Origin of the sequence: Rhodococcus sp. PAE-6, assembly GCF_025290685.1 — a bacterium.
In the GTDB taxonomy this organism is placed as follows: Bacteria; Actinomycetota; Actinomycetes; order Mycobacteriales; family Mycobacteriaceae; genus Rhodococcus; species Rhodococcus pyridinivorans.
In genome coordinates this window covers 421279-439746 of record NZ_JAOCLZ010000001.1, presented here as the reverse complement: position 1 = coordinate 439746, position 18468 = coordinate 421279, and the positions used below count along the sequence as shown (strand labels likewise).

The 18468-nt window shown below is 68.9% G+C and carries 17 protein-coding genes; 9 read left to right on the top strand and 8 right to left on the bottom strand.

Features of this window, described 5'->3' with window-relative positions; translation table 11 throughout:
* Nucleotides 1–3 precede the first annotated feature (3 nt).
* Nucleotides 4–2106, bottom strand: a complete 2103-nt coding sequence (gene tkt / locus NVV99_RS01980; RefSeq protein WP_024100809.1) for a transketolase — start codon at nt 2104–2106, stop codon at nt 4–6.
* Nucleotides 2107–2318: 212 nt separating this feature from the next.
* Between tkt and NVV99_RS01975 the strand changes: the two genes are divergently transcribed.
* Nucleotides 2319–3296: a heme o synthase gene (locus NVV99_RS01975; RefSeq protein ID WP_006551492.1), complete on the top strand. Its 978-nt coding sequence runs from the start codon at nt 2319–2321 to the stop codon at nt 3294–3296.
* A 64-nt stretch (nt 3297–3360) separates the two neighbouring features.
* Here NVV99_RS01975 and NVV99_RS01970 read toward each other — a convergent pair whose 3' ends face one another.
* The gene (locus NVV99_RS01970; protein WP_024100810.1) at nt 3361–4326 is read right to left on the bottom strand and encodes a quinone oxidoreductase; all 966 of its coding nucleotides are present in this window, start codon (nt 4324–4326) and stop codon (nt 3361–3363) included.
* A gap of 23 nt (nt 4327–4349) precedes the next feature.
* Here NVV99_RS01970 and NVV99_RS01965 point away from each other — a divergent pair, with 23 nt between their 5' ends.
* Entirely contained in the window at nt 4350–4691 is a 342-nt protein-coding gene (locus tag NVV99_RS01965; protein WP_006551494.1) for a hypothetical protein, read from the top strand.
* A 71-nt stretch (nt 4692–4762) separates the two neighbouring features.
* On the opposite strand, the gene NVV99_RS01960 is transcribed toward NVV99_RS01965, so the two are convergent.
* The 4 genes from NVV99_RS01960 to mptB form a co-directional block, all read right to left on the bottom strand.
* Entirely contained in the window at nt 4763–5728 is a 966-nt protein-coding gene (locus tag NVV99_RS01960; RefSeq protein WP_024100811.1) for a heme A synthase, read from the bottom strand.
* A 68-nt stretch (nt 5729–5796) separates the two neighbouring features.
* The gene (locus NVV99_RS01955; RefSeq protein WP_006551497.1) at nt 5797–6594 is read right to left on the bottom strand and encodes an ABC transporter permease; all 798 of its coding nucleotides are present in this window, start codon (nt 6592–6594) and stop codon (nt 5797–5799) included.
* On the bottom strand, nt 6591–7535 hold the full coding sequence (locus tag NVV99_RS01950) for an ABC transporter ATP-binding protein (protein WP_024100812.1): 945 nt from the start codon (nt 7533–7535) through the stop codon (nt 6591–6593). The genes NVV99_RS01955 and NVV99_RS01950 overlap by 4 nt, the downstream gene beginning before the upstream one ends.
* 11 nt (nt 7536–7546) lie before the next feature.
* Nucleotides 7547–9193 carry a polyprenol phosphomannose-dependent alpha 1,6 mannosyltransferase MptB gene (gene mptB, locus NVV99_RS01945; RefSeq protein ID WP_094980516.1) on the bottom strand — a complete coding sequence of 549 codons (1647 nt, stop codon included), beginning with the start codon at nt 9191–9193 and terminating at the stop codon, nt 7547–7549.
* Nucleotides 9194–9347: 154 nt separating this feature from the next.
* Here mptB and NVV99_RS01940 point away from each other — a divergent pair, with 154 nt between their 5' ends.
* The 7 genes from NVV99_RS01940 (at nt 9348) to NVV99_RS01910 (ending at nt 15994) form a co-directional block, all read left to right on the top strand.
* Nucleotides 9348–10166 carry a metalloregulator ArsR/SmtB family transcription factor gene (locus NVV99_RS01940; protein ID WP_024100814.1) on the top strand — a complete coding sequence of 273 codons (819 nt, stop codon included), beginning with the start codon at nt 9348–9350 and terminating at the stop codon, nt 10164–10166.
* Nucleotides 10167–10281: 115 nt separating this feature from the next.
* Nucleotides 10282–11727 (top strand): Fe-S cluster assembly protein SufB, encoded by a 1446-nt coding sequence (gene sufB, locus NVV99_RS01935; protein WP_024100815.1) that lies wholly within the window; start codon nt 10282–10284, stop codon nt 11725–11727.
* On the top strand, nt 11728–12981 hold the full coding sequence (sufD, locus tag NVV99_RS01930) for a Fe-S cluster assembly protein SufD (protein ID WP_024100816.1): 1254 nt from the start codon (nt 11728–11730) through the stop codon (nt 12979–12981).
* A gap of 51 nt (nt 12982–13032) precedes the next feature.
* Entirely contained in the window at nt 13033–13821 is a 789-nt protein-coding gene (sufC, locus tag NVV99_RS01925; protein WP_024100817.1) for a Fe-S cluster assembly ATPase SufC, read from the top strand.
* Nucleotides 13822–13825: 4 nt separating this feature from the next.
* Nucleotides 13826–15079 carry a cysteine desulfurase gene (locus NVV99_RS01920; protein ID WP_024100818.1) on the top strand — a complete coding sequence of 418 codons (1254 nt, stop codon included), beginning with the start codon at nt 13826–13828 and terminating at the stop codon, nt 15077–15079.
* Between the two features lie 4 nt (nt 15080–15083).
* On the top strand, nt 15084–15575 hold the full coding sequence (gene sufU / locus NVV99_RS01915) for a Fe-S cluster assembly sulfur transfer protein SufU (protein WP_024100819.1): 492 nt from the start codon (nt 15084–15086) through the stop codon (nt 15573–15575).
* Nucleotides 15575–15994 carry a metal-sulfur cluster assembly factor gene (locus NVV99_RS01910; protein WP_024100820.1) on the top strand — a complete coding sequence of 140 codons (420 nt, stop codon included), beginning with the start codon at nt 15575–15577 and terminating at the stop codon, nt 15992–15994. Before sufU ends, NVV99_RS01910 begins: the two co-directional genes overlap by 1 nt.
* Nucleotides 15995–16050: 56 nt before the next feature.
* Here the strand turns inward: NVV99_RS01910 and NVV99_RS01905 are convergent, their stop codons facing one another.
* Nucleotides 16051–17103 (bottom strand): Ku protein, encoded by a 1053-nt coding sequence (locus tag NVV99_RS01905; RefSeq protein ID WP_024100821.1) that lies wholly within the window; start codon nt 17101–17103, stop codon nt 16051–16053.
* A 97-nt stretch (nt 17104–17200) separates the two neighbouring features.
* On the bottom strand, nt 17201–18316 hold the full coding sequence (locus NVV99_RS01900; RefSeq protein ID WP_024100822.1) for a lycopene cyclase family protein: 1116 nt from the start codon (nt 18314–18316) through the stop codon (nt 17201–17203).
* Between the last annotated feature and the right edge of the window lie 152 nt (nt 18317–18468).

Below are 18468 nucleotides of genomic sequence, written 5' to 3'. Positions count from 1 at the left end.
GGATCATCCCTTCACTCGGGTCAGCGAGCGACGCGCGGCGTCGACGACGGCCTCGGCAGTGATGCCGAACTCGCGGTACAGGGTCTTGTAATCGGCGGAGGCGCCGTAGTGCTCGAGCGAGACCGGCTCACCGGCGTCGCCGATGAGGCGGTACCACGGCATCGCGAGACCGGCCTCGACGGACACGCGGGCGCGCACCGACGGGGGCAGCACCTCGTCGCGGTAGGCCTGGTCCTGCTCGAGGAACCGGTCGAGCACCGGCACGGAGACGACGCGGGTGGGCACACCGTCGGCCTCGAGGGTCTCGCGGGCGGCAACGGCGAGCTGGACCTCGGAACCGGTCGCGAGGATCACGACCTCCGGGGTGCCCGACGAGGCCTCGGCCAGGATGTAGGCACCGCGGGCGACACCCTCGGCGGCCTTCTCCCGCGTGCCCTCGAGCACCGGCACGTTCTGACGGGTCAGCGCCAGAGCGGTCGGGCCGGTGCGGTTCTCCAACGCGGCCTTCCACGCGAACGACGTCTCGTTGGCGTCGGCCGGGCGGATCACGGCGAGATTCGGGATCGCGCGCAGCGCCGCGAGGTGCTCGATCGGCTGGTGCGTCGGGCCGTCCTCACCGAGACCGATCGAATCGTGCGTCCACACGTAGATCGCCGGGGTCTGCATGAGGGCCGCGAGACGCACCGCGGGCCGCATGTAGTCGGAGAAGACGAGGAAGGTGCCGCCGTAGGGGCGGGTCGGGCCGTGCAGGGCGATGCCGTTGAGGATCGATCCCATCGCGTGTTCGCGGACGCCGAAGTGCAGGGTGCGTCCGTAGGGCTGCGCGTTCCAGTCCTTCGTGGAGATCGACTCGGGACCGAAGGAGTCGGAACCGGGAATCGTCGTGTTGTTGCTGCCGGCGAGGTCGGCGGAACCGCCCCACAGCTCGGGCAGTACCGGTCCGAGCGCGGCGAGGGCCTTGCCGGACGCCGAGCGGGTCGCGGGACCGCTCTCGGTGGGCTCGTAGGTCGGCAGTGCGTCGACCCAGCCCTCCGGGAACTCACCGGCGTGCAGGCGGTCGAACAGTTCCTTGCGCTGCGGCTCGCGGGCGGCCCACGCGTCGAAGTCGGCCTGCCATGCGGCGCGTGCCTCGGTGCCGCGCGTCACGACACGCCGGGCGTGCTCGATCACGGCCGGGTCGACGTCGAAGTTCTTCTCGGGGTCGAAGCCGAGGATCTTCTTGATCTCGGCGACCTCGTCGACGCCGAGCGCGGCACCGTGCGCGTCGCCGCTGTTCATCTTCGTCGGCGCCGGGTAGCCGATGATCGTGCGGACGGAGATGAAGGACGGACGGTCGGTGACCGCCTTCGCGGCCTCGACGGCCTCGAGCAGGGCGGTGACGTTCTCGCCGCCCTCGACGGTCTGCACGTGCCAGCCGTATGCCTCGTAGCGCTTGGAGACGTCCTCACCGAGAGCGATCGCGGTGTCGTGCTCGATGGAGATCTTGTTGTCGTCGTAGAAGACGATCAGGTTGCCGAGCTGCTGGACACCGGCGAGCGAGGACGCCTCGGAGGTCACGCCCTCCTCGATGTCGCCGTCGGACGCGATCACATAGACGTAGTGGTCGAACGGGCTCGAGCCGGCGGGCGCCTCGGGATCGAGCAGACCGCGCTCGCGGCGGGCGGCCATCGCCATGCCCACGGCGGAGGCCAGACCCTGACCCAGTGGGCCGGTGGTCATCTCGACGCCGGCGGTGTGGCCGTACTCGGGGTGGCCCGGGGTGAGCGAACCCCACGTGCGCAGCGCTTCGAGGTCGGCGAGCTCGAGTCCGTAGCCGGACAGGTACAGCTGGGTGTACAGCGTCAGGCTCGAATGTCCGCACGAGAGCACGAAGCGGTCGCGGCCGACCCACTCGGGGTCGGTCGGATCGTGGCGCATCACACGCTGGAAAAGGGTGTACGCGAGGGGAGCGAGGCTCATCGCGGTACCGGGATGCCCGTTTCCGACCTTCTGCACGGCGTCGGCGGCGAGCACGCGCGCGGTGTCGACGGCCTTGGTGTCCAGGTCGGTCCAGTCGGCAGGATGCGCAGGCTGGGTGAGGGTGCGGATCTCGTCTGTGATCGACACGAGCTTGAAGTCTCCTGACATGGGTGTACGGGGTCCCGGCGGGTGGAAGTCGGCCCGCGCGCTACTTCAGACTAATGCGCTGCTCCGAACGGGTCGATTCGGTCCGGGCAACGGTCCGGTCTACCATCGTTCGTAGTAGAGGAGCGTCCGGAACCGGGCGACCGTGAACGGGCGAAACGAAGGTGCGGATCCGCGTGGGACAAGGAGACAGTGTGCGGGCAGGGCGACGGCCGGGAGGACACGGCTTCGGCGCCCCCGAAGCGCCGAGCGCCCCGCGCCCCGACACCGCGTGGGGCCGGATCTCCGGCACCGTCCTCGCCTACATAGCGTTGACCAAGCCGCGGGTGATCGAACTCCTGCTGGTCGCGACCATTCCCGCGATGCTGTTCGCCGACCGCGGCAACGTCGACATCGTGCTCATCCTGAGCACCCTGTTCGGCGGCTGGATGGGTGCGGCGAGCGCCAACTCGCTCAACTGCGTCGTCGACGCCGACATCGACAAGGTGATGAAACGCACGGCGTTGCGTCCGCTCGCCCGGCAGACGGTGCCGACACGCAACGCCCTCGTCTTCGGCATGCTGCTCGGCATCGCGTCCTTCGCGTGGTTGTGGTGGCGCGCCAACCTGTTGGCCGGACTGCTGGTCGTGGCGACGATCGCGTTCTACGTGCTCGTGTACACGATGGTGCTCAAACGCCGGACCTGGCAGAACGTGGTCTGGGGCGGGGCTGCCGGATGTATGCCCGTGATGGTCGGCTGGGCCGCCGTGACGGGTTCGCTGAGCTGGGAACCCATCGTGTTGTTCCTGGTCATCTTCTTCTGGACGCCGCCGCACACCTGGGCGCTCGCGATGCGTTACAAGGAGGACTACAAGGCAGCCGGCGTGCCGATGTTGCCGGTCATCGCCACCGAGCAGCACGTCACGAAGCAGATCGTGCTCTACACCTGGGCGACCGTGATCGCGACGCTGGTGATCGTCCCGGCCGCCGGTGTGATCTACGCGGCCGTCGCGCTGCTCGCGGGCGCCTGGTTCCTGATCGTCGCGCACCAGCTGTTCAACAGTGTGCGCGGCGGGGCGTCGGTCAAGCCGCTCAAGCTGTTCCTCCAGTCCAACAACTACCTCGCGGTGGTGTGCCTGGGCCTGGCGATCGACTCCGTGCTCGCACTGCCGACGATCGGCTCGTACTTCTGATCCACGCTTCACGACGAACGCCCCGGCCGAGCGGCCGGGGCGTTCGTCGTGCCGGGTCCGGAGATCACGGGATCAGGACGATCGATCCGGTGGTCCGGCGTCCTTCGAGATCGGCGTGGGCGCGGGCGGCCTCGGCGAGGGGATAGCTCGCTCCCACGCGGAGCTTCAGCGACCCGTCGGCGAGCGCCCCGAGCACGTCGCCCGCCCGCCACAGCAGCTCCTCGCGGTCTCGGGTGTAGTGCACGAGGGTCGGCCGCGTGACGAACAGCGAACCCGCCGGGTTCAGCCGCTGCAGGTCGAAGGGCGGGACGGGTCCGCTCGCGGCACCGAACAGCGCGACCGTGCCGCGCACACGGACGGACGCGAGCGACGCCTCGAAGGTCGCGGCACCGACACCGTCGTAGGCTGCGGCCACCCCCTCGCCGTCGGTGAGCTCGCGCACCTTCTCGGCGAGGTCGTCGCCGTAGCGCAGCACCTCCGCGGCGCCGGCCTCCCGCGACAGGGCCTCCTTCTCGTCGGAGGACACGGTGGTGATCACCCGCACGCCCTTCGCGACGGCGAGTTGCGTCAGGATCAGCCCCACACCACCGGCACCTGCGTGGACGAGCACCGTCTCGCCGGGCTGTGCCGGGTGGACGGAGTTCAGCAGGTAGTGCGCGGTCATGCCCTGCAGGAGGACCGAGGCGGCCTGCTCGGCCGGCACCGAGTCCGGGACCGGCACGGCGACCTGCTCGCGGACGCGGACCAGTTCGGCGTACGAGCCGGGTGCCTCGCACCACGACACTCGGTCGCCTACCGCCGTGTCCCGCACACCCTCGCCGAGGGCGACGACCGTGCCCGTGCCCTCCGAGCCCGGGATGTACGGCAGCTCCGTGCCGTAGAGGCCGGTGCGGAAGTAGGTGTCGATGAAGTTGACGCCGATCGCGTCGGTGCGAACCAGCAGCTCACCCGGTCCGGGCGAGGGGTCGGGTCGTTCGACGGGGACGAGGACGTCGGGGCCTCCGTGCTGTGCCACTTCGATTGCGTGCATAGCGCTCACAGTATTCTGCAGACATGAGCGTCGAAACACAGGTCGTGGCCGCACCGGCCGACATCGTCTCGTCCATCCGCAGCTTCGTCGCCGAGCACGGAGGTTCCGGGAAGGCCGTGCTGCAGCCGATCGGTCTGTCCGGCGTCCGGATCACCGTGGTCGCCGCCGACGGCACCCTCGGCGACCGCGTCGCGAAGGACCTCCCGACGGCGCGCGCCATCGTCGAGGAGATCCCCGACGTCACCGTCTCCGAGTGGGACCGCGAGGTCACCAGCATCGCCAACCCGCAGAAGGGTCACTGGGCGAAGATGGCCGGTTGGGTGGCACGTCAGACGAAGTTCCCCAAGGCCCGCAACGAGCGCTGACCGCCCGACATCCGTACGACGACACGCGGCCCCTTCCCGGAAGTCCGGGGAGGGGCCGCGTCGTCGAACGGTCAGGCCGGAACGGGCTCGCGATCCGGTGCGGTCGTGCGCGTCCGTCCGGCCGCCCAGACCGCGGCGGTCGCCGCCGTGCACAGTCCGGCGCCGGCGACGTGGAAGACGACCAGCACGGCAGGCACGTCCGTCCAGAACTGGACGAGGCCGATGCCGGCCTGTGCGACCACCAGGGCCAGGACGACCTTCAGACGCAGCGTGACGGCTCGGGGTGCATGGACCGCGTAGACGGCGAAGGTGAGGCCGATCAGCAGCGCGAGATAGCCGATGAGCGCTTCGGCGTGCAGGTGGACGAGATTGGTGATGTCGAGCGCGAGGCGCGGGACGGGTCTGTCGACGCTCTTGTCTCCGGCGTGCGGGCCGGCGCCGGTGACCATCGTGCCGAGCACGAGGACCACGGCGAGCGCGACACCCGACAAGGCGGTGAGCCGGCGCAGCGGCTGGGGCAATACCTGCACCACCGTGCCGTCGTCCGGCTCGCTCACCTTCGCGTAGAGCACTGTCGCCAGCCACACCATGAGCATCGATGCGAGCAGGTGGATCGCGACCGTCCACCAGGCGAGACCGGCCAGGACGGTGATGCCGCCGATGATCGCCTGCAGCACGGTGCCTGCCGGCATCAACCACGCCCAGGCGATGACCTCCTTGCGGCGCCGCGCACGGGTGACGGCCAGGACGATCGCGGCTGCGACGGCCACGACCACGAAGGTCAGCAGCCGGTTGCCGAACTCGACCACCTGGTGCAGGGTGTTCACCCCGCTCGACACACCCACCGGGACCAGCGACCCGGGGAAGCACTGCGGCCAGGTCGGGCAACCCAGTCCGGAGGCGGTGACGCGGACGACCGAGCCGGTCACTGCGATGCCGCCCTGGGTGAGAATCGTGAGGAACGCGATGATCTTCTGCGTCCGCAGCGACGGCAGGGGGAGACGGTCGACAAGGCTCAGGTAGCCGCGATACAACACGGTTCGATGGTACGGCGTGAACCACTACACGCTGTAGTTGGGTCGTGCCCGATCGGGCCGCCCACGACTCAGGTGAAGCGGAACCAGCGCGCCGCGGCGGTGCCGCCGATCACCGTCCACACGAGCAGCGAGACGATCGACAACCAGTCGAACACACCCGAGGTGGCGTTCTCGAGCGCGAGCGTCAACGCCCCCGACGGCACGATCCGCAGCAGGTGGACCACCGCTTCGGGGATCACGTCGCCGAGCACCACGACGCTGCCGATGCCCAACAGCACGAACCACACGATGTTCGCGAGGGCGAGCACGATCTCGGCGCGCAGGGTTCCACCGAGCAGCAGCCCCAGTGTCGCGAACATCACCGTGCCCAAGGCGATGACGACCGCCCCGATGAGCAGGTCGACGGGGGAGGGGCGCCAGCCCAGGGCCAGCCCGATGGCACCGAGCAACACGGCCTGCAGGACGACGACGATGCCCACCGCCGCGCTCTTGCCAGCGATGATTCCCCACTTGGGCAGCGCGGTCGCGCCGATCCGCTTGAGCGCGCCGTAGCGGCGGTCGAAGCCCACGGCGATCGCCTGACCGGTGAACGCCGTCGACATCACGGCCACCATCATCACCGCTGGCAGCACGCTGTCGACCCGCGAGTCGCCGAGATCGCCGATCGGTAGCAGCGACAGGCCGATCAGCAGCGTGATCGGAATGAACATGGTCAGTAGGAGCTGCTCGCCGTTGCGCAGCAGCAACTTGAGTTCCATGGCGGTCTGCGCCGCGAGCATCTTCGACGGCGAGTTCGGCTGCGGTCGCGGGGTGAAGGTCCCTTCCGCGAACCGGTTGTTCGCCAGACGATCGTGGGTCACGCTCACCCTCTCAACTCCCGACCGGTCAACTCGAGGAAGACGTCCTCGAGGCTGCGCTGATCCACCCGGATCTCGGTTGCCAGTGCGCCCAGATTCGCGCACCAGGTCGCCACCGCCGCGACGACGGACGGTTCGATCGTGCCCTCGACGAGATACCGCCCGGGATTGTCCTCCCGGATCCGGTGGGTGCCGGCCAGGGCGGACTGCAGGGCACTCAGGTCGAGGCCCGGAGGCGCGGACAGCCACAGCTGGCCCTCGGCGCCGTCGCGGGTGACTTCGTCGGGTGTCCCTGCGGCGACCACCCGCCCGTGATCGATGATGACGATCTCGTCGGCGAGCTCTTCCGCCTCGTCCATGAGGTGGGTGGTGAGCAGCACGCTCACACCGTCGCGGCGCAGTGCGTCGATCAGTTCCCAGACGAGCAGCCGGGCCTGTGCGTCGAGACCCGCCGTCGGTTCGTCGAGGAACACCAGTTCGGGGCGCCCCACCAGCGCGCATGCGAGCGCGAGGCGTTGCTGTTGTCCGCCCGACAATCGGCGGTAGGGGGTGCGGCGGGCGTCGGTGAGCCCGAGACGCTGGAGCAGCCAGTCGGGGTCGAGGGGATCCGCCGAGTACGCCGCCACCAGGTCGAGCATCTCACCGGCCCGCGAACCAGGATAGGCGCCGCCACCCTGCAGCATCACGCCGATCCGGGGGCGGAGGGCGTCGGAATCGGCGACGGGATCGAGCCCCAGGACGCGGACTGTGCCCATGTCGGGAGTGACGAACCCCTCGCACATTTCCACGGTGGTGGTCTTACCGGCGCCGTTCGGGCCGAGGAGGGCGAGCACCTGGGCGCGTTCGACGGTCAGATCGAGACCGTTCACGGCGGTGACGCCCCCGTAGGTCTTGACGACGCCGTCCAGGCGCACGGCCGGTACCGCACCGGCGGGAGAACTCGGGATCACAGGGTTCCAGCCTAGGCGTCCGCGGTTTCCGCCGGACGCGGTGGTGTGCGCTCCTGCAGCCGCCACGGCAGCCGGGAGCGTGTGGCGACGATGATCAGACCGACCACGACGATGGTCGCGATCGACGCCTGGACGATGATGAACGGTTGGTATTCGCTGCCGTTGGGCATGAGGATCATGCCGACAACCGACGAGAACGCGATGGTGGGGATCCGGAAGACCGGACGGGTCGCCCAGGCCGCGAGCGGGATCACCGCCCACAGCAGGTACCACGGTTGCACGACCGGGAAGAGCAGCACGATCGCGCCCAGCGAGACCCCCAGCGCACCGACCGGATGGATCCGTCCCATGAGCACCGCGAGCAGCATGCGCATCGTGACGAAAGCGGCCACCAGCGCTGCGATGGGGCGCGTGATGGACAGCACGGCCGTCGTGTGGTCGCCGAGACCGAGCAGCACGCCGCCGAGGCCGGTACCCATGCCGAGCAGGGTCGGGATCGACATCCAGCTGCGGACCTCCGTGGCGGTGCCCAGGGTCTTCGTCCAGCCGAAGCCCAGGCCGCTGCCCCAGCTCACAGCGCCGATGACGACACAGGTCCCGATGCCGAGGATCGCGGCGGCGGCGAGCACGGCGCGGAAGCCGCCACCCCACTTGCGGGCAAGGGCCATGCCGACGAATCCGAGCGCGAGCAGCGAGGGCACCTTGATCATCGACGACAGGGCGATCAGCGCGGTGCCGGCCGCGAGCCACCCCGCGAGACGCAGGCGCGAGGCCGCCTCGTCGTCCGGGTGGACGGCCCGCAGCGCGAGCTCGACACCGGCGAGCATGAGCCCGAGCATCAGGGCCTCGTTGTGGATGCCCGCGACCAGGTGGAAGAGCAACAGCGGGTTTGCGGCACCGAGCCACAACGCGCTCACCGACGCAACGCCGCACCGGCGGGCGAGCCGCGGCAGCGCCCACACGATCAGGGCCACACCCACGAGCGCGAGCAGCCGGTGGACGAAGATGCCGGCCACGATGTTCTCGCCCGTGAGGTACGTGATCTTCTCGCCGATCCACAGGAAGGCCGGGCCGTAGGGGGCCGAGGTGTCGCGCCAGATGTTCGGCACCGTCCGGGTCAGGACGTGGTCGACCCCCAGCGCGCCGGCCGGACCGATCGCGTAGGGATCGAGCCCGCGCGCGGCAATCTCGCTCTGCGCGAGATACGAGTAGACGTCCTTGCTGAACATCGGCGGAGCGACGACCAGCGGAAGGATCCACAGCAGCAAGGTGCGGTCGAGCTGCGACCGGGACAGTCGGCGCACGGGACCGTCCGGTGCGCCCCGGCCGATCGCGAACCGGCCGAGCAGCAACCAGGCGAGGATCACCAGCGCCGTGCCGATCATGGTCGTCGTGAGGGCGGCGCTCGGCATGCGTGCCGCCAGTCCGAGGGCGCGGACGCCCTGCACGGGGTTCTGCAGGACCGGCTGGGCGCCGGCGCCGAGTGCCCCGACTGCCATGAGGACGGCACCGGTGGCGCCGAGCAGCCGGATGCGGTGGAGGTAGACGTTCTCGATCGCGTCGAGTCCGCGACCTTCGATCTCGTCGCCGTGCAGGACGACCGAGACATCGGCGTGTGGTCCCGGGGCGTCGAGGCCCAGAGCGCGTCGGATCCACACGTGCAGCCGTTCGCGGACCCCGGATCGGCCCGGCGACGGAGACGTCGTGTGCGGGGCGGACAGGGGAGGAGTCGACGGCACGTCAGAAGCGTAACGGGACGACGAGGGTGGTCTCCGACGGCTCCGTCACGAGGTGTAACAAAGGGCACCCTTGGTGGACCGTGCTTCCGAATTCCGTCACACTGGTGTTGTGAAATACCCGTCCGACACCACCGACACCGCAGAACGCGCAGGTCACGCACCTGCCGCGACGGCGTCGCGCGTCGAGGACACCCGCAAGAATCCTGCTTCGACGGGCCGCGAGATCCCGGAGGGTCAGACCCGCGCCGCCGTCGTGCAGCTGCTGCTCGAAGAAGGTCCCATCACCGCGCCGGAGATCGGCGAGCGTCTGGGGCTCAGCGCCGCGGGCGTGCGACGCCATCTCGACGCGCTCATCGAGTCCGGTGAGGCGCAGGCCGCCGCGCCGCCGCGCAGGCAAGGACGCGGTCGTGGCCGCCCCGCCCGCCGCTTCCAGCTCACCGCCGTCGGACGCGCCCGCCTCGGGCACTCCTACGACGATCTCGCCACCGCCGCCATGCGGCACCTCCGCGAACTCGGCGGCGACGCTGCCGTGGAGGACTTCGCACGCCGCCGTGTGGACTCGATCCTCGGCACCATCGCGCCCGCCGACGAGAACGTCGACGACGTCGAGAGCGTCGCCGAGGAGATCGCCGGAGCGTTCACCGCCTCCGGTTTCGCCGCCTCGACCCGCCGCGTCGGCACCGGCGTGCAGATCTGCCAGCACCACTGCCCGGTCTCGCACGTCGCGGAGCAGTTCCCCGAACTGTGCGAGGCGGAGCAAGAGGCCTTCGTGCGGATCCTCGGAACCCACGTGCAACGCCTCGCGACGATCGCGAACGGCGACGCCTTCTGCACGACACACGTGCCCGTTCTCTCCAGAGCGGACGCGCCCCGTCCGGAGCCGCCTACGTGACGATCCCACCGCGAGTGCTCCGCGAACCAGGGCACATCAGGAAGACATCCACCCACCCGTCGACCGTCGACGCACAGCCCGCGCCGACGCCCACCAGACTCCGGAAGGAGCTCGCATGACCGTCGCATCGGATCAGACGTCCGGAACCGCGCCGCTGACGCAGGAAGAGACGATCGATTCTCTCGGCCACTACGAATACGGCTGGGCGGACCCCGACACCGCGGGTGCCACGGCGCAGCGCGGCCTGTCCGAAGAGGTCGTGCGGGACATCTCCGCCAAGAAGAACGAGCCCGAGTGGATGCTCGATATCCGCCTCAAGGCGCTGCGCACCTTCGACAAGAAGCCGATGCCGGTGTGGGGCTCGAACCTCGACGGAATCGACTTCGACAACATCAAGTACTTCGTGCGCTCGACGGAGAAGCAGGCCGCGAGCTGGGACGAGCTCCCCGAGGACATCAAGAACACCTACGACAGGCTGGGCATCCCGGAGGCGGAGAAGCAGCGCCTCATCGCCGGTGTCGCCGCCCAGTACGAGTCCGAGGTGGTCTACCACCAGATCCGCGAGGACCTCGAGAGCCAGGGCGTGATCTTCCTCGACACCGACTCGGGCCTGCGCGAGCACCCCGAGCTGTTCAAGGAGTACTTCGGCACGGTCATCCCGGCCGGCGACAACAAGTTCTCCGCCCTGAACACCGCGGTGTGGTCGGGTGGCTCGTTCATCTACGTCCCGCCGGGTGTGCACGTCGACATTCCGCTGCAAGCCTACTTCCGCATCAACACGGAGAACATGGGCCAGTTCGAGCGGACCCTGATCATCGTCGACGAGGGCGCCTCGGTGCACTACGTCGAGGGCTGCACCGCCCCGATCTACAAGTCCGACTCGCTGCACTCCGCGGTCGTCGAGATCATCGTCAAGAAGGGCGGACACTGCCGCTACACGACCATCCAGAACTGGTCGAACAACGTCTACAACCTGGTGACCAAGCGCACCAAGGTCGAGGCCGGCGGCTCGATGGAATGGATCGACGGCAACATCGGTTCCAAGGTGACGATGAAGTACCCGGCCGTGTGGATGATGGGCGAGCACGCTCGCGGTGAAGTGCTCTCCGTCGCCTTCGCCGGCGAGGGCCAGCACCAGGACACCGGCGCGAAGATGCTGCACCTGGCGCCGCACACCTCCTCGACCATCGTGTCGAAGTCGGTGGCGCGCGGCGGTGGACGTGCCTCCTACCGCGGCCTCGTGCAGGTCAACAAGGGCGCCCACGGCTCGAAGTCGACCGTCAAGTGCGACGCGCTGCTCGTCGACCAGATCAGCCGTTCCGACACCTACCCGTACGTCGACATCCGTGAGGACGACGTCACGATGGGTCACGAGGCGACCGTCTCGAAGGTGAGCGACGACCAGCTGTTCTACCTCATGAGCCGCGGACTCGACGAGGACGAGGCCATGGCGATGGTGGTGCGCGGGTTCGTCGAGCCCATCGCCAAGGAACTGCCGATGGAGTACGCCCTCGAACTCAATCGCCTGATCGAACTGCAGATGGAAGGGGCAGTCGGCTAAATGACTGCGGAAGCGAAGAACACTCCTGCTACCGGAGTGCAGGATGCCGTGCGCGCCGAGAACCGGGTGCCGGCCGTCAACACTGCCGGCAAGCCGGCAATCAACACCGCCGGCAAGCCGGCAATCAACAAGGGTGAGGTCTTCACGTCGTTCGATGTGAACGCCTTCGAGGTCCCGTCGGGACGCGACGAGGTGTGGCGGTTCACTCCGCTGCGCCGCCTGCGCGGTCTGCACGACGGCACCGCTCCCGCGACCGGCACCGCGACCGTCGAGGTCACCCCGGTCGACGGTGTGCAGGTCGAGACCGTGGCGCGCGACGACGCGCGACTCGGGCAGGCCGGTGTGCCGTTCGACCGGATCGCAGCACAGGCGTACTCGTCGTTCGAGACCGCGACCGTCCTCACCGTCGGCCGCGAGGTCGAGGTCGCCGAGCCCGTCACCGTGACGATCACGGGACCGGGCGAGGGCGCCGTCGCCTACGGACACGTGCAGATCCGGCTCGAGGCGTTCGCCAACCTCACGCTCGTCATCGACCAGCGCGGCAGCGGCACCTACGCCGAGAACATCGAGTTCGTGCTCGGCGACAGCGCACAGCTGAAGGTCGTCGCGGTGCAGGACTGGGCCGACGACGCCGTGCACGTCGCCGCGCACCACGCTCGCCTCGGCCGCGATGCCGTGCTTCGCCACTTCACCGTGGCGCTCGGCGGCGATCTGGTGCGCGTGTCGGCGACCACCAAGTACGACGGCCCCGGCGGCGACGCCGAACTGCTCGGCCTGTACTTCGCCGACGCCGGTCAGCACTTCGAGCAGCGCCTGCTCGTCGACCACTCGCAGCCGAACTGCAAGTCGAACGTCGTGTACAAGGGTGCGCTGCAGGGCGATCCGGCCTCCGGCAAGCCCGACGCGCACACCGTGTGGATCGGCGACGTGCTCATCCGCGCCGAGGCCGAGGGCACCGACACCTTCGAGCTCAACCGCAACCTGGTGCTCACCGACGGTGCGCGTGCCGACTCGGTGCCGAACCTCGAGATCGAGACCGGTGAGATCGTCGGTGCCGGACACGCGTCGGCGACCGGTCGCTTCGACGACGAGCAGCTGTTCTACCTGCGTGCTCGCGGTATCCCCGAGGAGGAAGCGCGTCGCCTCGTCGTCCGCGGCTTCTTCCACGAGTTGCTCGAGCGCATCACGGTCACCGAGGTCCGCGAACGGCTCGAGGCCGCCATCGAGGCGGAACTCGCCGCCGTCGGCGCCTGACCGGCCCTGCCTCCCCGTACTCCCGATACTTCACTAAGGAAACGCATTTCGATGTCCACACCTTCGAACGTCCTCGAGATCAAGGACCTGCACGTCCGCGTCGCACAGACCGACGAGAACGCCGAGCCGATCGACATCCTCAAGGGCGTGAACCTCACGGTCCGCTCGGGTGAGACGCACGCCATCATGGGCCCCAACGGCTCCGGCAAGTCCACCCTGTCGTACGCGATCGCCGGCCACCCCAAGTACGAGATCACCTCGGGCAGCATCACCCTCAACGGTGAGGACGTGCTCGAGATGAGCGTCGACGAGCGCGCCCGCGCCGGCCTGTTCCTCGCCATGCAGTACCCGGTCGAGGTGCCCGGCGTGTCGATGTCGAACTTCCTCCGCACCGCCGCGACCGCCGTGCGCGGCGAGGCCCCCAAGCTGCGCCACTGGGTCAAGGAGGTCAAGGAGGCGATGTCCGAGCTGGACATCGATCCCGCCTTCGGCGAGCGCAGCGTCAACGAGGGCTTCTCCGGTGGCGAGAAGAAGCGGCACGAGATCCTGCAGCTGGGTCTGCTCAAGCCGAAGATCGCCATCCTCGACGAGACCGACTCCGGCCTCGACGTGGACGCGCTGCGTGTCGTTTCCGAGGGCGTGAACCGCTACCAGGAGAACGAGAACGGCGGCGTCCTGCTCATCACCCACTACACCCGCATCCTGCGCTACATCAAGCCGCAGTTCGTGCACGTCTTCGTGGGTGGCCGCGTCGTCGAGTCCGGTGGCCCGGAGCTCGCCGACGAGCTCGAGACCAACGGCTACGTTCGTTTCACCCAGGCAGCAACGCAAGGAGCGTGATCGGATGACGGTGCCGGTGCGGACCTTGGACATCGCCCGGATCAGGGCCGATTTCCCGATCCTCGCGCGCACGGTGCGCGACGGCAAACCCCTGGTCTACCTCGACTCGGGGGCCACCTCCCAGCGCCCGGTACAGGTGCTCGATGCCGAGCGTGAGTTCCTCGCGACGCGGAACGCGGCCGTGCACCGCGGTGCGCACGCGTTGTCGGAGGAGGCGACCGACTCGTACGAGGACGCCCGCGCCGTCATCGCGTCCTTCGTCGGGGTCGACATCGACGAGGTGGTGTTCACCAAGAACGCCACCGAGTCGCTCAACCTCGTCGCGTACGCCTTCGCCGACGACCGGTTCCCGCACCGGCTCGGCCCCGGTGACGAGATCGTCGTCACCGAACTCGAGCACCACGCGAATCTCGTTCCGTGGCAGGAACTCGCACGGCGCACGGGTGCCACCCTGCGCTGGTACGGGGTCACCGACGACGGTCGCATCGATCTCGATTCGCTGACGCTGACCGACGCCGTGAAGGTCGTGGCGTTCACGCACCAGTCGAACGTGACCGGTGCGGTTGCTCCCGTCGAGGAGATCGTGCGGCGCGCGAAGGAGGTCGGCGCGATCGTCGTGCTCGACGCGTGCCAGTCGGTGCCGCACATGGCCGTCGACTTCCGTGCTCTCGGTGTGGATTTCGCGGCGTTCTCCGGACACAAGATGTTCGGTCCGTCCGGCGTCGGCGTCCTCTACGGTCGCCGCGACCTGCTCGCCGACGTGCCGCCGTTCATCACAGGTGGCTCGATGATCGAGACGGTGACGATGGAGGCCACGACCTTCGCCGCACCGCCGCAGCGATTCGAGGCCGGATCGCCCATGGTCTCGCAGGCAGTCGGCCTCGGTGCCGCCGTGCGCTACCTGCAGGACATCGGCATGGACGCCGTCGCCGCACACGAACACGACCTGACCGCTGCGGCACTCGCCGAGCTGGGCGGCATCGACGGCGTGCGCATCATCGGACCCACGACCGCCGAACAGCGCGGCGGGGCGGTGTCGTTCGTCGTGGACGGAATCCATGCCCACGATCTCGGCCAGATCCTCGACGACGAGGGCGTCGAGATCCGGGTCGGACACCACTGCGCCTGGCCGCTGCACCGCCGCTTCGGGGTGGCCGCGACCGCCCGCGCATCGTTCGCCGTGTACAACACGCCGGACGAGGTGCAGGCACTCGGCGCGGCGATCCGGCGCGCCCAGAAGTTCTTCGGGGAGGCGTGATCCGATGCGGATGGAGCAGATGTACCAGGAAGTGATCCTGGACCACTACAAGCACCCACACAATCGCGGACTGCGCGAACCGTTCGGCGCCGAAGTGCACCACGTCAACCCGACCTGCGGCGACGAGGTGACCCTGCGCGTGCACATCGACGGCGACACCGTCAGCGACGTCTCCTACGACGGGCAGGGCTGCTCGATCAGCCAGGCATCGACGTCCGTGCTCACCGACCAGGTGATCGGCGTTCCGCTCGGCGACGCGCTGAAGATCGTCGAAGGGTTCGTCGAGATGGTCGGCAGCCGCGGGACCGTCGAAGGCGACGAGGACCTGATCGGCGACGGCATCGCGTTCGCCGGCGTCGCGAAGTACCCGGCGCGCGTGAAGTGCGCGTTGCTGGGCTGGATGGCCTTCAAGGACGCGGTCGCGCAGACCGTGGACGCCGCCCCCGCCGACCTGGCGGGCGGCGCGCACACCCTTTCGAGCGGAGGACAGAACTGATGACCGAACCCGCACCGGGCACCGTGAACACCGACGAGAATCCGACGGCCGACGCCGGCGCGGACGAGACCTCGACGCTGGTCGCGGCCACGGCCCCGCCGCTGGATCCGGGCCGCCTCGACGAACTCGAGGAAGCGCTGCGCGACGTCGTCGACCCCGAGCTCGGCATCAACGTCGTCGATCTCGGTCTCGTCTACGGGATCTCCGAGGTCGACGAGACCGTGACCGTGGACATGACGCTCACCTCGGCGGCGTGCCCCCTCACCGATGTCATCGAGGAGCAGGCCAGGGGCGCACTCGTGCGCAGCGGCCTGTGCGACGAGCTGCGCATCAACTGGGTGTGGATGCCGCCGTGGGGTCCCGACAAGATCACCGACGACGGACGCGAGCAGCTGCGCGCACTCGGATTCACCGTCTGATCCGGCAGTCTCCGGTTCCGAGCCTCGGCGCCTGATCTTCGACTTCCCGTCGGAGGTCAGGCGCCTTTGCGTTCGCCGGAGGTTTTCTTGGCGGCCGTCTTCTTCGCAGGAGTCTTCTTGACTGCCGAGCTCTTGGACGCGGTCTTCTTCGCCGTGCTCTTCTTCGCAGGAGTCTTCTTGGCCGCCGAACTCTTCGACGCCGAACTCTTCGACGCCGAACTCTTCGACGCGGTCTTCTTCGCGGGGGCCTTCTTCTTCGTGCCTTCGTCCTCATCGTCGTCCTTCGAGGACTTCTTCCCGCCGGAGGACGAACCGGACGGGACCTTCTTGCCCGCCGCATCGACGCTGCGCTGCAGGGCCGCCACGAGGTCCAGCACCTCGGCGTCCTCTTCACCGGTGTCGTGTTCGGCGACCTGGAAGACCTTCTCGCCGCCGCGGGCGAGGGCCTCGTCGATCAGCGTGCGCAGTTCCACCTGGTACTCGTCGGTGAATTCGGTGGGATCGAAATCGTCGGACATCGACTCGACCAGGGTCTCGGCCATCGCGAGTTCGCGTTGTTTCGGCTTCTCGATGTCGTCGAGCGACTCGAACTCGGCCGCTCGGACCTCGTCTGGCCACAGCAGGGTCTGCAGGATGAGCAGTCCGTCGCGGGTGCGCAGGGCGGCCAGCCGGGTGCGCTGGCGAAGGGTGAAGTGCACCAGCGCCGTCCGGTCGCTCTGTTCGAGAGTGGCGGCGAGCAGGCCGTAGGCCTTCGGCGACGACGAATCGGGTTCGAGATAGTAGGACTTCTCGAACAGGATCGGGTCGATCTGCTCGGTGGGCACGAACTGCAGCACCGGGATCTCGTGTTTCTCGGCGGCCGGGAGTTTCTCGAAGTCCTCGTCGGTGAGCACGACCCGCTCGCCGTCCTCGGAGTCGTACGCCTTGTCGATCTCCTGGTAGGGGACGACCTCACCGCACTCGGTACACACACGCTGATACTTGATCCGCCCGCCGTCCTTCGCGTGCACCTGGTGGAAGGAGATGTCGTGTGACTCGGTTGCCGAGTACACCTTCACCGGCACGTTGACGAGGCCGAACGCGAGTGAGCCTTTCCAGATCGACCGCATGTGTCCATCATGATCGACACCGCGGGACCACGCTGGAAAGCTGCGAAACTCACCGGGCGGTTTACCGAGACGTTCGCCACACGCCGCACCCGGCGGATCAGCGGAGTGAACGCAGAATCGTCGTGCGCGCACCCGTCGGCAGCACCCGGAACAGGCGCCACATCGTGGCCGCCACGCCGGTCGCGTCGTCGCGACCGGACAGGTAGGCGCGTTGCTGCTCGACCGGCAGAGCGAAGAACGCGTCGAAGAACTCGATCGCTCCACGTGCGTCGAGTCGCAGCAGGACCCGCAGTCCCATCTGCCGCAGGGTCGCCACCGAGCGGGCGCGCACCGGCCACAGGACGCGCTGCGGGTCCTCGCCGCGGCGCATCGCGTCGATCACCGCATCCGCGGTGGACAGGGCGGTGGCCACCGCGTATCCCGTGGCCGGATGCATGAGACCACCGCGAGCGCCGAAGCCGATCACCCCGGGTGCCGTCGGTGCGCCCTCGACGGCGAAGCGCACCCGTTCGACCTGCTCGTCGCCGGTCGTGCGCACGCCTCGCGCTGCGAGGCGGATGTGCAGGCGCCGTTCGAGTTCGCCGAGACCGAGTGCCGGGCGGCCGACGAGGCAGGTCTCCTCGAGGATCGTGCGTCCGCCGCCGATCGGCACCGCGTACAGGAAGGACGGCACGTCGTCGGGGCCCGTGCCGTTGTCGCGGCGCCAGTCCATGAACCAGGCGTCGTGGCCGTCGAGTGCCGGAGCTGCGGTCGCATCGTCGACGATCAGCCCGAATGCCGTCTGCTGGGCACGTTCCGGATCGGCGGGCACCCCGCGGGCATCGACGACGTAGCGAGCAGTCACCCGGCGTCCGTCGCCGAGGACCACGCCGTCCACATCGACGTCGCGTACCCGATCCGTGACCACCGTGACGGCGTCGAGGGCGAGGAAGTCCTGCAGGCACGCCGTGTCCAGCACCCGGTAGGCGCGATCGACGATGCGGGGCCCGGTCGTCCACGCCGCGGGCCTGTCGATGCGTGCTGCCACCACCTCGTCGGGCAGCCAGGCGGGCAGTTCGTCGGCCCACGCTGCGTAGGTCGCGGACCACCGACGCTGCGGACGCACGTCGACGGCCGTCACCGACAGTCCGGCCGCGGCGGCACGGAACGCCAATGCACGGCCGGCGGGGCCGAGTCCGGCCACGACGAGGTCGGTGGAGGGAAGGTGGGTCACGGGCGCCAGCCTAGGTCGCGCGCGGGGAGAACCCGGCCGCGCGTGGCGAGGGGTAGTGCATCTCACCGTGGGGGAGAGGTGCTGTCACGGTAAAATGAGTGGTTCGTGTGCCCGGCTGTTTGCCACCATGGCACCCATCCATCGTCTTTCGT